The 11,936-nt window shown below is 65.1% G+C and carries 12 protein-coding genes and 4 tRNA genes; 8 read left to right on the top strand and 8 right to left on the bottom strand.

What is annotated here, in order from left to right; genetic code table 11:
• Positions 1–98 precede the first annotated feature (98 nt).
• Positions 99–584, bottom strand: a complete 486-nt coding sequence (gene msrB / locus L979_RS09840) for a peptide-methionine (R)-S-oxide reductase MsrB (RefSeq protein WP_047692029.1) — start codon at positions 582–584, stop codon at positions 99–101.
• Between the two features lie 123 nt (positions 585–707).
• On the opposite strand from msrB, the gene L979_RS09835 reads away from it, so the two are divergent.
• Positions 708–2,054, top strand: coding sequence for a S9 family peptidase (locus L979_RS09835; RefSeq protein ID WP_081994245.1), 1,347 nt, complete (start codon positions 708–710; stop codon positions 2,052–2,054).
• Here L979_RS09835 and ybaK read toward each other — a convergent pair.
• From ybaK to L979_RS09820, 3 genes are read right to left on the bottom strand one after another with little or no spacing between them, the layout of a single operon-like run.
• A complete protein-coding gene (ybaK, locus tag L979_RS09830; RefSeq protein ID WP_047692028.1) occupies positions 2,016–2,549 on the bottom strand; it encodes a Cys-tRNA(Pro) deacylase in 534 nt (177 codons plus the stop codon). The genes L979_RS09835 and ybaK overlap by 39 nt on opposite strands.
• Before the next feature lie 30 nt (positions 2,550–2,579).
• The gene (locus L979_RS09825) at positions 2,580–3,056 is read right to left on the bottom strand and encodes a SufE family protein (protein ID WP_047692027.1); all 477 of its coding nucleotides are present in this window, start codon (positions 3,054–3,056) and stop codon (positions 2,580–2,582) included.
• Positions 3,053–3,964: a sulfurtransferase gene (locus L979_RS09820; protein WP_047692026.1), complete on the bottom strand. Its 912-nt coding sequence runs from the start codon at positions 3,962–3,964 to the stop codon at positions 3,053–3,055. The genes L979_RS09825 and L979_RS09820 overlap by 4 nt, the downstream gene beginning before the upstream one ends.
• A gap of 216 nt (positions 3,965–4,180) precedes the next feature.
• Here L979_RS09820 and zapE point away from each other — a divergent pair, with 216 nt between their 5' ends.
• Entirely contained in the window at positions 4,181–5,239 is a 1,059-nt protein-coding gene (zapE, locus tag L979_RS09815) for a cell division protein ZapE (RefSeq protein WP_047692025.1), read from the top strand.
• Positions 5,240–5,347: 108 nt separating this feature from the next.
• Here the strand turns inward: zapE and L979_RS15095 are convergent, their stop codons facing one another.
• The 4 genes from L979_RS15095 to L979_RS09800 form a co-directional block, all read right to left on the bottom strand.
• On the bottom strand, positions 5,348–5,512 hold the full coding sequence (locus tag L979_RS15095) for an antitoxin (RefSeq protein WP_081994239.1): 165 nt from the start codon (positions 5,510–5,512) through the stop codon (positions 5,348–5,350).
• A gap of 505 nt (positions 5,513–6,017) precedes the next feature.
• Positions 6,018–6,092: transfer RNA gene (locus tag L979_RS09810), tRNA-Val, on the bottom strand.
• Between the two features lie 42 nt (positions 6,093–6,134).
• Positions 6,135–6,205, bottom strand: a tRNA-Cys gene (locus tag L979_RS09805).
• A 63-nt stretch (positions 6,206–6,268) separates the two neighbouring features.
• Positions 6,269–6,341: transfer RNA gene (locus L979_RS09800), tRNA-Gly, on the bottom strand.
• Between the two features lie 283 nt (positions 6,342–6,624).
• On the opposite strand from L979_RS09800, the gene L979_RS09795 reads away from it, so the two are divergent.
• The 6 genes from L979_RS09795 to rpe all read left to right on the top strand — a co-directional run bounded on the left by L979_RS09795 (position 6,625) and on the right by rpe (position 11,841).
• Positions 6,625–6,696, top strand: a tRNA-Val gene (locus tag L979_RS09795).
• Positions 6,697–6,815: 119 nt separating this feature from the next.
• Positions 6,816–7,658 carry a cytochrome P450 gene (locus tag L979_RS09790; protein ID WP_047692046.1) on the top strand — a complete coding sequence of 281 codons (843 nt, stop codon included), beginning with the start codon at positions 6,816–6,818 and terminating at the stop codon, positions 7,656–7,658.
• A 102-nt stretch (positions 7,659–7,760) separates the two neighbouring features.
• Complete coding sequence (gene def, locus L979_RS09785) at positions 7,761–8,441, top strand: peptide deformylase (protein WP_081994237.1); 681 nt, start codon at positions 7,761–7,763, stop codon at positions 8,439–8,441.
• Complete coding sequence (fmt, locus tag L979_RS09780) at positions 8,438–9,382, top strand: methionyl-tRNA formyltransferase (RefSeq protein WP_047692024.1); 945 nt, start codon at positions 8,438–8,440, stop codon at positions 9,380–9,382. Before def ends, fmt begins: the two co-directional genes overlap by 4 nt.
• Positions 9,379–11,130 (top strand): transcription antitermination factor NusB, encoded by a 1,752-nt coding sequence (locus L979_RS09775; RefSeq protein WP_081994234.1) that lies wholly within the window; start codon positions 9,379–9,381, stop codon positions 11,128–11,130. Before fmt ends, L979_RS09775 begins: the two co-directional genes overlap by 4 nt.
• A gap of 48 nt (positions 11,131–11,178) precedes the next feature.
• Positions 11,179–11,841 carry a ribulose-phosphate 3-epimerase gene (rpe, locus tag L979_RS09770; protein ID WP_047692023.1) on the top strand — a complete coding sequence of 221 codons (663 nt, stop codon included), beginning with the start codon at positions 11,179–11,181 and terminating at the stop codon, positions 11,839–11,841.
• Positions 11,842–11,936: the final 95 nt, after the last annotated feature.

Genomic DNA, 11,936 nt, shown 5'->3' with positions numbered 1-11,936 from the left:
GTGGCACGCCGCCTGCCGCCGACTGTGACCAACTCCCCACACCTGGCCTCTGGACGTGATGCCAGGCCCGGAGTGGCCCGGCCACAGTCATCCGGTGCTCAGTCTCCTGTCGGGTGCAACCGCATGGACACGGAGTTGATGCAGTACCGCTGATCCGTGGGGGTGGGGTAGCCCTCTCCGGAGAACACGTGCCCCAGGTGGGAGTCACAAGCCGCGCAGCGTACTTCCACGCGTTCCATGCCCAGGGTGGTGTCACGGATGTAGCGGACCCGGTCCTGCGCCAAGGGCTGGTAGAACGAGGGCCATCCGCAGTGGGAACCAAACTTGGTCTCTGATCGGAACAGCTCGGCACCGCAACCGCGGCAGGCGTAGACGCCCTCGGTCTCCGTGTCCCAGTACTCGCCGGTGAACGGGCGCTCCGTGCCCGCTTCCCGCAGCACGTGGAATTCCTGGGGAGTCAGCACCGCGCGCCACTGGTCTTCCGTACGAGACATGGGGTTGGCGCTGTTTGTGGGCTCCGACGACGACGCCGGAGTGGGCGCAGGGGCGTTCTGGTGGGTGGCGGCATCCTGTTGCTCAGACATCTCTGCCTTTCAGATGGTGGTGTGGACTCGGCAGACCGGCTCACCGCAGGTCTCAGCGGAGGCTTCGGCCTGTTGGTGACAACGCTTGAGCCGGCGGTCTTATGCCGTGACAGGATGGCAGGCATGACTCCAGGTGGAATCCCCCGTCCGGCATCCCGCAGCACCGCCACCGGATTTAGTGGTACGGATCTTGCGCAGGCACCTTCCGGGTGGAAGCGCGGTGCCGTGGTGGGTGCTGCAGCCATGGCCGGCACGGCATCCCTGACCTTTGGGCTGACCTCTGCCGTGGCCGCCTATCTTGCCCGCCAGGTGGTGGTGCCTCCGCGGTACCGCTCAGAGGATCTGAACATCATCTCCTTCACCCCGGCTCCGGTTCCCGCAGACGGGACGGTCCCGCCGCCTGGGGCCGGTGAAGTCACCCTGGCTGCCACCGTGGAAACCACCGTGGACGGTGTTTACAGTCTGCGATTCGACGCCGGAGCGGGTCACGCCCGGATCGGTGCCATCAAGTCGTGGTCCCCTGCCACCTCGGAAGTGGTCCGGACGGTGGAGGAGGTCTATTCGGGGGATCTCAGCACGGCCACCAAGGGCTGGTGGTCCGGGACGGTGTATCCGGATCCCGCTCATGCCGGCTACGCCTTTGAAGACGTGGAGATTCCCATTGAGGTGGGTCTGGCTCCGGCCTGGGTCATTCCTGCGGACGAGCAGGTCACGCAGGAGGGGCAGCGCCCCCGGTTGATCGAAGGCCCCTGGGCGATCATGGTCCACGGCCGTGGAGCCCAGAGGATGGAGGGCCTCCGGGCGGTGGCGGTGGCCCAAGAGTTGGGGCTGACCTCCATGTTGATTTCCTACCGCAATGACCGGGAGGCACCGTCGTCTGCGGACCGGCGCTACGGGTTGGGTTTCACCGAATGGAAAGACGTTCAGGTGGCCATCTCTTACGCCAAGTCCCGTGGTGCCACACAGATCGTGTTGTTCGGTTGGTCCATGGGTGGGGCCATCTGCATGGCCACGGCCGATCAGTCGTTCTACCGCGGTGACATTGTGGCCATGGTGCTGACCGGTCCGGTGGTGGACTGGTTCACACTGTTCACGCATCACACCGCCAACCGGAAGTTGCCGGCGGCCATCGGTCGCCGTGCCTCCGGGCTGATCAGTTCACGGCGCGGACGCCACCTGACGGGCTTGGCCGCTCCGGTGGACCTGGCCAGCCTTGATTGGGTCACCCGCTACCGGGAACTGCGCACGCCCACGCTGATTCTGCATTCAAAGGACGATGAATTCGTCCCGGACACCGCAGGACGGCAGCTCGCCCGGCTCTCGCCGTTGGTGGAGTTCGTGGCCTTCCGGAAGGCACGCCACACCAAGGAGTGGAATGTGGCTCCCCAGCGCTGGGAGAACGCTGTCAGGGCATGGTTGAAGCCGTTGGTCTCAGGCACTGATGGGAGCAACCACCGCGCCCAGCGCTGAGACCAGATCCTCCGGTGCCACCTCCACGTCCAGACCACGCCGGCCACCTGAGACGTAGATGGAGCTCTGCTCCAGGGCCGCGGCCTCCAGGACCGTGGGGGATGGTTGCTTCTGCCCGAACGGGGAAATGCCACCCACCACGTACCCGGTGTGACGCTGCGCGGCCACCGGGTCAGCCATCTTTGCCTTCTTCCACCCCAAGGCAGATGCGGCGACCTTCATGGAGACCTGACGGTTGACGGGGAGCACCACCACACCAAAGGTCTTGGAGGAGGAGCCCGCCGTGGAGTCGGCGGGGCAGACCAGCAACGTCTTGAACACGCGGTCAGGCTCTACCCCCAGCGCCTGGGCGGCCTCGGCACCGAAGTTGGTGACGTCGTCGTCATGAACGTAGGAGGCCTCCCGGAAGGCCACCCCGGCGTTGTGGAGAAAGACCACTGCGGGGGTGCTGTCACCGTGGGAGGACTGAGCGGATTTCTTGGTTTTCTTGGCCATGTTCAATCAACCCCGTTCGGGCAGCCATGTTCAGTCCGTGGTGCGCGGCAGCTGAGCCACTTGCCTGCGAATGCGCTCCAGCATGGCGGACATGCCACGCATCCGCAGGGGAGAGACCAACTGGGTCAGGGCGAACCGCTCCGTGAGATCGGCAGGCAGCTCCGCAATCTGTGACGCCGTCAGACCATCCAGTCCCTCATGCAGGATGGAGGCGAATCCGCGGGTGGTGGGCGCCTCCATGGGGGCGGAGAAGAACAGGCGGACCGGGGTGGAATCCTCCCCGGTTGCCGCCTGGTCCTCCCACTCGACCGTCAGGAACAGCGGTGACTGGCATTCCACCACTTGCTCCAGGGCCTCCGGGTGTTCACCGTAGCGTTCGGGCAGAGCCGGCAACTGACGGGAGAACTCCAGCAAGAGTTGCAGGCGGTCCTGTTGCGGAACGGCATGGAAATCCTCCACCAGCTCCGCCACGGAGGCCGGAAGGTCGGTGGTGTCCTGGGCGCTCATCGAGCAGCCCCCGGCGCCTCGCCGCGTTCGGGGCCGGACACAATCGGGACCCGCACGGAATTGCCCCATTCGGTCCAGGAGCCGTCGTAATTGCGAACCTGCGGGAAGCCCAACAGGTGCTGGAGAACAAACCAGGTGTGGGCCGAGCGCTCACCGATACGGCAGTAGGCAATGACCTCCTGCGTGGGATCCAAACCGACTTCTTCCTGATAGATCGCCTCCAACGCGGCGCGCGGCTTGAACGTGGAGTCCTCCGCAGCGGCACGGGCCCACGGGACCGAGGCCGCCGTGGGGATGTGACCGCCACGCAGCACCCCTTCCTGCGGGTACTCAGCCATGTGCGTTCGCTGCCCGGTGTACTCGGGCTCCGAACGGACGTCAATCAACGGAACCTGCCCCAACGCCTCCAGAACCTGGGGCTGGTAGGCGCGGATGGGGGCGTCGTCGCGCTGCACCTGCGGGTAGTCGGTGCGCTCCCGCGTGGTGGTCTCCGTGGTCAGCTCGCGGCCCTCAGCCACCCATTTGTCCCGGCCGCCGTCCATCAGGCGGACGTCCTGGTGCCCGAACAGGGTGAAGACCCACAGGGCGTAGGCGGCCCACCAGTTGGACTTGTCCCCGTAGACCACAATGGTGTCCTCCCGGGTGATGCCCTTGCTGCTCATCAGCTCCGCAAACTGAGCGCCGTCCAGGTAGTCACGCACGTCCGGCAGGTTCAGATCCGTGTGCCAGTCGACCTTCAAGGCACCGGGGATGTGCCCGGTTTCATACAGCAGGACGTCCTCATCGGACTCGATCACGACGACGCCCGCGTCCTGACCGTGTTCGGCCACCCACGCCGTGGAAACCAGGCGCTGCGGGTGCGCGTATTCGGCAAACTTGGGGTCAGTGGTGTCCGCACCGATGGGCATGGGGACTCCTTCACACAGAGGGATCAGAGAAATCGTTCACCACACTATCGCCGTCGTGACCGCTTTAGCGCGGCGGTCAACGAATGTGCGCGAGCGGCGAACCGGTAAGCTCGCATGTGGTGTGGACCGCACCTGCAGCCTCGGTCTGCGCCACAGCACACGATTGGCACCGCACCAGGTGCTTGGCGCCCATCACCACGGTTGAAAGAGGTCCTTGTGAGCCCGCAGATCCAGCGACTGGTTGACCGCAGGCCGGCCGTCTCGGCAGAAGAACTGTTGGACGGGTTCCGTCCGTCCGAGCGGTTCGGTGAGGTGTCCTTCCAGACCTACCGTCCGGATCCCGCGCAACCGTCACAGGCCCAGGCCGTGGAGGAACTGCAGCGCTTTGCCGCCAGTGTGACTGGTTCCGGCAAGGCATCCGGCAAGGGCGGAGGGTTCTTCTCCCGCATGTTCGGTGGTGGTGGCGGCGGCGCGGCCACCAAACAGGGGATCTACCTGGACGGTGGATTCGGGGTGGGCAAGACCCACCTGCTGGCTTCCCTTTGGCATGAGGCCCCGGGTCCCAAAGCCTTCGGCACATTCGTGGAGTACACCAACCTGGTGGGTGCACTCACCTTCCCCAAAACCGTTCAGGCGCTGAGCCAGTACAGCCTGGTGTGCATTGACGAGTTCGAACTGGACGATCCCGGGGACACCGTGCTGATGTCCCGGCTCATGCGTGAACTCTCCGATGCCGGGGTGAAGCTTGCCGCCACCTCCAACACTCTCCCGGGCTCACTGGGGGAGGGACGCTTTGCCGCAGCTGGTTTCCAGCGCGAGATTCAGGTGCTCTCCGACCAGTTCGAGGTCTTGCGGATCGACGGCGAGGACTTCCGTCACCGTGGACTCCCGGAAGCCCCTGCCTCCCTGCCGGATGAGCAGATCGAATCGTTCATGGACCAGCGTTTTGACGGACAAACCGTGGCCGTGGACGACTTCAGCGACGTGGTGGAGCACCTCAGTACCGTTCACCCCTCCCGCTATCGGCACCTGATCAAGGACCTGGACGGGATCGTGTGGCGCAATGTTCACACCGTGGACCAGCAGGCCCTGGCCTTGCGTCTGGTGGTGTTGACCGACCGACTGTATGACCGTGACCTGCCGATCGTGGCCTCCGGAGCTTCCTTTGATCAGATCTTCACCCCGGAGATGATGGCAGGCGGCTACCAGAAGAAGTACTACCGTGCGGTCTCCCGTCTCACAGCGCTGGCACGCGAAGGCCTGGCCGAGAGCTGACGGCTTGGGACCTGACGTATGACAGAGCGCCCCTCACGTGTGGGAGGGGCGCTCTGTTCATCCTGTGCCCGTACGTGGCCGGATCGGTCAACCACGAGCCTCACGCGATCAGTTGTCCGAATCGCCGTTCAGGGAATCCTTCGCCTGATTGACCTGATCTTCGTACTTGTTGTCGGTCTTGTCGTTGGCAAAGTCTGCGCCCTTGTCGACAGCCTCCGGGTTGTCCGAAGCGGCCTGCTTGGCCTTGTCTGCAAATCCTCCGAGGTCCACCATGGGTTGTCTCCTTTCGGTTGGGATCAGTCAGTTCGTCATCAATCTGACTGCCACCACTGTGCTTGAACAGGAACACGTTGTCCAGGACACAAGGGCCCAGGGAGCCGATCTACGCTCGCGGCTAAACGGGTGTTGCTGCATGCCACAGTCGTGGGACGCCGCCCTCTGACACGCGGGGCCAAGACACCTGGTCCTGCCGCTCGCCCGATGGGGCCTGGCATGGAACCGGGGACGGTTATGCCAGTTCCATGTTCGGTTGCGACCAGGAATTGAGCGGCTTTGAGGCGGAACCGAACTCACAGGGGGCGTAACCGGACATGTCCGGGGCGGACACCCACGTATGCCGCGCTCCCGACCCGCTAACGCAGTGTCGACCCTCAAACGCGGTGCCGACCAGCCAACGCAGTGCGGACCAGCCCGGGCCGTGAACACGAGCCTGAACCATGGAAGACGAACAACCCCCGGCAACTTGTGGTTGCCGGGGGCTGTTCTCCCTGGTGGGAGGTGGTGCGCGATACTGGGATCGAACCAGTGACCTCTTCCGTGTCAGGGAAGCGCGCTACCGCTGCGCCAATCGCGCTCGCTGAAAGTCGGAAACTTACGAGCTTGGTGGGATTTACCGAGGTGGAGACGGGATTCGAACCCGCGTAGACGGCTTTGCAGGCCGCTGCCTAACCACTCGGCCACCCCACCGGGACCTGTAGTCCGTGAAGGACTTGGCCTTGAAGCCAACACCCGGAAGTGTCGGCTTCTCAGAGCGGTTGACGGGAGTCGAACCCGCGACCCTCACCATGGCAAGGTGATGCTCTACCAGCTGAGCTACAACCGCATTTGATCGTTGGTTTCCGTTTCCTTGGCCAACGTTCGATCGGAAACTCTAGCACAGCTTCTTGCTGGTCCCGGTTGCCCGGTGACTTCGCCTTTGGCTGTTGCCGTTTCCGACGCCAGAGACTTTAGGGGACCTGATCGGCTCCGCGCAAATCGGCTCCCGGTGGCCCGTACGTGGTCCGTGGATCGGTGCAGGGATCGGTGCAGGGATCGGTGCACCAAGCGGCGTGTGGACGCCGATTGGCACGAACCGGGTCACCTGCGTTATGGTTTCCAGGTCGCAAGCGCGATTGGCGCAGCGGTAGCGCGCTTCGTTCACACCGAAGAGGTCACTGGTTCGATCCCAGTATCGCGCACGTGTTTGTGACCAAGAGCCCCACCCGGGATGGACTTCCGGGTGGGGCTCTTGGCTTTTGACCACCGTACGGGCCGCAGCGTCCGTCACCACCAGGCGATTCACACCGATGGGGAGAGCATGACGCAGCCAAGACTGGCCGAGCAGACGGCTCATGGACGCATGTACGCCCGGGCAGAGGGGGAGGTGGCCACCGTCCCGTCCATCACCACCGTCTTGTCCCGGGCGGCAGTGGACCTGGGTGGCTGGCACGGTTGGTTGGCGGCTCAAGCTGTCCTGGAGGATGACCGGCTGGCGGGTGCCCTGGGGTCGCCGTCGCGGATGAGGACCGTGGCCCGTGATGCTGCCGGTGCCGCCGAACGCTACCGGGATCGGGCGGCTGAACGCGGGGACCGCGTGCACAACTATTGCGAGCAAACCGCGCTGCAGGCCATGGGTGAGCCTGCAGATGTTGAACAGGCCCGCGCGGTGCTGCGCGACCACGGCGAGGAGGCCTATGCCGCGCGGTTCGATGAATGGTGGGATCTCTACTCACCCAAGCCCCTGGCAGCGGAGATCACGGTCTGGAACCACACCGTGGGCTACGCAGGAACTCTGGATCTGGTGGCTGAGATCGCGGGCAAGGTCTGTTTGATCGACTACAAGACCAAGGGCACGGACCGCAATGGTCGGGTCAAGGCTCTGGACCCCAAGGTGGTCACGCAGCTGGTGGCGGGGCTCAAGGCTGAGGAACAACTGGTGGACGCGCAGACGGGACAGTGGGAACCGTGGCGTTACGGTCAGGCTGATTTGTTGCTGGGAGTGGCCGTGGGGCCCACGGAAGTGGTGGCGCAACAAGCGGTCCCGGAGGTACTGGCTGCCCACTGGCACAAGTTCTGCGCGCTTCGCCGGGTCTGGACGCACGAAACATTGTTGGACGCAGCCGGCGCCCAACTGCGTCCGGTACCGCCTCCACCGGCCTGAAGCGCTGCGCCCTAAACTTGGACACAACGTGAAGAACTTTGGCCTTCAGCCCTGACTGTGGAGGCCCACACCCGTGTGAACAACCCAGGAGAGCCCCACTTCATGGCAGTACGCCCCATCCGAACCATTGGTGACCCCGTGCTGCGTAGCGTGGCGGAACCCGTCCGTACCTTTGATGACGCCACCAGGAATGACCTTCAGAACTTGGTGGACGACATGGTGGACACCATGCACGATGTCCAGGGCGTGGGGCTGGCTGCCCCGCAGATCGGTGTTGGCCTGCGCATTTTTGTCTATGAGATCGCGGGGGAGTCCGGCCATGTGGTCAACCCCGTACTGACTGTAGGGGATGAACCGCAGGAGGGCTCGGAGGGGTGCTTGTCCGTTCCTGGCATGGGGCATCCCACCCCGCGTGCTGACTACGCACAGGTGACCGGCTTCACCGTCACGGGAGACCCGGTCACCGTTGAGGGTCACGGCTTGTTGGCGCGCTGCCTCCAGCACGAAACAGACCACCTGGACGGCACGCTGTACGTGGACCGTTTGCGGGGTACGTCCAAGAAGCAGGCCATGCAGGCCATTCGGAGCCTGAACTACACATCCGTGGTGGCGGACGTGCATCAGCAGCGGGGGGATTCTTTGGCCTCCGGGCGCGGCTCCAGTTTTGGTGCACCGGCAGCCCCCACTGCCGCAGCCTCCACCACAACAACAACGACGACGAACCGCGCCAACCGTCCAGTCCGCAATCATGCGGGCCTTGACCGTTCAGGAGGTGCCCTGTGAAGGTGCTTTTTGCAGGCACGCCGCAGGCGGCTGTTGAGCCGCTGAAACATCTGGCTGACCAGGAAGACCTGGACGTCGTGGCCGTCCTGACCCGCCCAGACGCCCCCGTGGGACGGAAGAAGACCCTGACGCCTTCACCCGTGGCCCAGGCTGCCGCTGAGCTCGGGTTGGCAGTGATCAAAGCGGATCGCGTGGATGCCGCGGTCATTGACCAGATTCTGGTCACCGGCGCCCAGGTGGGTGCTGTGGTGGCTTATGGTGCGTTGTTGAAGCCTGCGGCATTGGAAGCCTTGCCCATGGGCTGGGTCAATCTGCATTTCTCGGCATTGCCCGCATGGCGCGGTGCGGCACCGGTGCAACAATCCCTGCTGGCCGGGGAGACCACAGCCGCTGCCACCACGTTTGTGCTGGACGAAGGTATGGACACTGGTCCGGTCCTGCGAAGGTTCACGGATCCTGTCCGAGCGGATGATGTGGCTGGCACCGTGCTGAACCGCCTGAGCGAGGTGGGAGCACCCGTGCTGGCCGAGTCCCTGCGGGATCTGGCCAACGGCGTCACACCCACCCCGCAGCCGGGGCAGGGCACCAAGGCACCCAAGCTGACCGGCACAGACGGGCGCATCGACTGGAACCAGCCTGCCGAGCGCATTGCAGCACGCGTGCGCGCCGTGACCCCTGAACCCGGGGCTTGGACGGAACTGGACGGGGCCCGGTTCAAGATCACGGGCCACGTGGTTCAGCGCCACGAGCCCGACGCCCAGGAAGTTCCAGCACCACCCGGCCAGGTGATGATTCACCACGGGTCCGTGCTGGTGGGAACCGGAACTCATCCCGTTGAGCTGACTCTGGTGCAGCCGGCTGGCAAGAAGTCCATGGCAGCATCCGATTGGGCCCGTGGTCGCATGACCGGGGCAGACACTTCAGAGGTCAAATTCGCATGAGCCAAGGTCCCGGGAACACGCGCCGCACAGGTGGATCACGTGGTGCCGGTGGAAGCGGCGGTGCTGGCCCGTCTCGTGATACGGGCCGGTCCCGTGGTGCCGGCAGCTCACGTGGCTCCGGTCCTTCGGATGGGCCAGGTCGTTCCGGTGGTTCCGGTCGCTCCGGTGGGACCGGTGAATCGGGCGGTTACCGGGACAACCGCGGCCGCCAGCGCAACCGCCAGGCAATGGGTGAGCGGCGCTATTCCTCCTCAGCTCCGTCGCAACGGACCCGGCGCACTGATCCTGCACGGCTTGCTGCGTTCCGAACCTTGCGCGCCGTGGCTGAGGACGACGCCTACGGCAACCTGGTTCTGCCTGACCACCTGCGCCGCCTCCAGCTGAACCGCCGGGACGCCGGACTGGCCACAGAGCTGGCTTACGGGGCGCTGCGGCACCAAGGAACATGGGACGCCGTGCTCACGCACTGCGTGGACCGCCCCTTGGCCAAGATTGATCCCCCCGTTCTGGACGCTCTGCGGTTGGGTGTCCACCAGCTACTGGCCATGCGCATCCCGGATCACGCGGCCATTGATCAAACCGTGGGACTCACCCGCGCTGAAATCGGCGCCGGACCCTCCGGGCTGGTCAACGCGGTGCTGCGCAAAGTCATGGCCCATGACCTCACCGAGTGGCTTGAGGTCCTGACCCGCAACACCGACGACGTCACCCGCCTGGCGTTGGAAGGTGCCCATCCCACCTGGATCGTCCGCGCCCTGCGCCAAGCTCTCACCGTCCACGGGCGCAACCCCGCTGAGATCACGCGGCTGCTGGAGGCCGACAACGCCGCACCCCAGGTGCATCTGGTGGCACTGCCGGGGCTGGGGGAGTTGACCTCAGCCCTTGACGACGGCGCCACCCCCAGCACCCTGGTGGCTGACGCTGCAACCAGTGCCGGTGGTGACCTGCGCCGAGTCCAGGAAGTACGTGACGGCACCGTCCGAGTCCAGGACGCTGGATCCCAGCTGGTGGCTCATTCCGTGCTCCAGTCAGCACCCGTGGCTGACGGGGAGAAATGGTTGGATCTGTGCGCCGGACCCGGCGGCAAAGCCATCCTGTTGGCTGCCCTGGCAGCGCAGCACGGAGCACATCTGACCGCCAACGAGGTGGCCTCCCACCGAGCCGACCTGGTCCGCCAGGCACTTGCCGTGGTGGATCCGCAGGCCTGGACCGTCCGGTGCGCTGATGGCAGGCGCATCACGGCGGCTGATGCCGGTCAAAGCTCCGGGGAAGCCGGATTTGATCGCATTCTGGTGGATGCACCGTGCACCGGGTTGGGTGCGTTGCGTCGTCGTCCGGAAGCTCGGTGGCGCCGGACGCCTCAGGACCTGGCTGACCTGACCGTGCTGCAAGGCGAGCTGCTCGACGCCGCCGTGGGTGCGCTGAAGCCCGGCGGTCTGCTGGTCTACGCCACCTGCTCACCCCACGCTGCCGAAACCATGGTGGCCGTGGATGACGTCTTGAAGGCACACCCGGAACTGAACCTGGTGGACACCGGTGCTGCCGTGAGGGCCGCCGCACTGCCCGGGGCCCTGGACGGCGACGCCGATCCAGCCCAGATTCATGTCGGCAGCCGGGCACGTACGGGCGAACCCGCAACATCGGAAAATCCTGCAACGACCGGCCACCCTGCAACGACTGCCCAACTGTGGCCCCACATCCACGGGACCGACGCCATGTTCATCGCCCATTTCCGCAAGAACAACTGACTGGGCGGGGCGCAGGTCCTGGCCACCGTCCGGAGTGAAGGAAACATCATGAGCCGCTGCTGCATCAACCCGTCCATCCTGTCCGCCGATTTTGCCAACCTGGAAGCAGAGTTCGCGCGGATTGCCACGGCGGATGCCGCCCATGTGGACGTCATGGACAATCACTTTGTCCCCAACCTCACGCTGGGTCTGGCCGTGGTGGAGCGCCTGCAGAAGATTTCGCCCATTCCCCTGGACATTCATCTGATGATCCAGGACCCGGACCGGTGGGGACGGGCCTATGCGGAGGTTGGCTGTGACTCGGTGACCTTCCACGCTGAGGCGGCCACGGCACCCATTCGCCTGGCACGGGAACTGCGATCCGCAGGCTCCAAGGCCGGGTTGGCGATTCGCCCAGCCACGGCCGTGGAGCCCTATCTGGACCTGCTACCGGAGATCGACATGCTGCTGGTCATGACCGTTGAACCGGGATTCGGTGGCCAGAAGTTCCTGGACGTGACCCTGCCCAAGATCCGACGCGCAGCGGAGGCCATCAAGGCAGGCGGCGGTCAGGTGGCGTTGCAGGTGGACGGTGGTGTGACCGAGGAGACCATTGTGCGGGCAGCCGAGGCCGGCGCCGATGTTTTTGTGGCCGGCTCCTCGGTCTACGGTGCTTCAGATCCGGCTGCCGCGATCGCCGCACTGCGTGAGGCCGCAACCAACGCATCCTAGGACTCGAACCAACGGGTCCTGGCGCCGCCGGCGAACGTGCACGCCCGCTGCTGCCTGCGTGCGATAATCGGCACTGACGACACGACGTGCCTCGA

It is taken from the genome of Kocuria sp. ZOR0020 (assembly GCF_000800955.1).
GTDB lineage: Bacteria > Actinomycetota > Actinomycetes > Actinomycetales > Micrococcaceae > Kocuria > Kocuria subflava.
Note: the sequence above shows the minus strand (reverse complement) of the source record. Positions and strands in the feature narration are given on the sequence as shown.

Bases quoted from the DNA above. Each gene is read 5' to 3' on its own strand.
- def (WP_081994237.1), top strand. From the start codon at position 7,761: ATGGCAGTACGCCCCATCCGAACCATTGGTGACCCCGTGCTGCGTAGC.
- L979_RS09835 (WP_081994245.1), top strand. From the start codon at position 708: ATGACTCCAGGTGGAATCCCCCGTCCGGCATCCCGCAGCACCGCCACC.
- rpe (WP_047692023.1), top strand. From the start codon at position 11,179: ATGAGCCGCTGCTGCATCAACCCGTCCATCCTGTCCGCCGATTTTGCC.
- L979_RS09790 (WP_047692046.1), top strand. From the start codon at position 6,816: ATGACGCAGCCAAGACTGGCCGAGCAGACGGCTCATGGACGCATGTAC.
- L979_RS09775 (WP_081994234.1), top strand. From the start codon at position 9,379: ATGAGCCAAGGTCCCGGGAACACGCGCCGCACAGGTGGATCACGTGGT.
- L979_RS09820 (WP_047692026.1), bottom strand. From the start codon at position 3,964: ATGCCCATCGGTGCGGACACCACTGACCCCAAGTTTGCCGAATACGCG.
- ybaK (WP_047692028.1), bottom strand. From the start codon at position 2,549: ATGGCCAAGAAAACCAAGAAATCCGCTCAGTCCTCCCACGGTGACAGC.
- L979_RS09825 (WP_047692027.1), bottom strand. From the start codon at position 3,056: ATGAGCGCCCAGGACACCACCGACCTTCCGGCCTCCGTGGCGGAGCTG.
- msrB (WP_047692029.1), bottom strand. From the start codon at position 584: ATGTCTGAGCAACAGGATGCCGCCACCCACCAGAACGCCCCTGCGCCC.
- L979_RS15095 (WP_081994239.1), bottom strand. From the start codon at position 5,512: ATGGTGGACCTCGGAGGATTTGCAGACAAGGCCAAGCAGGCCGCTTCG.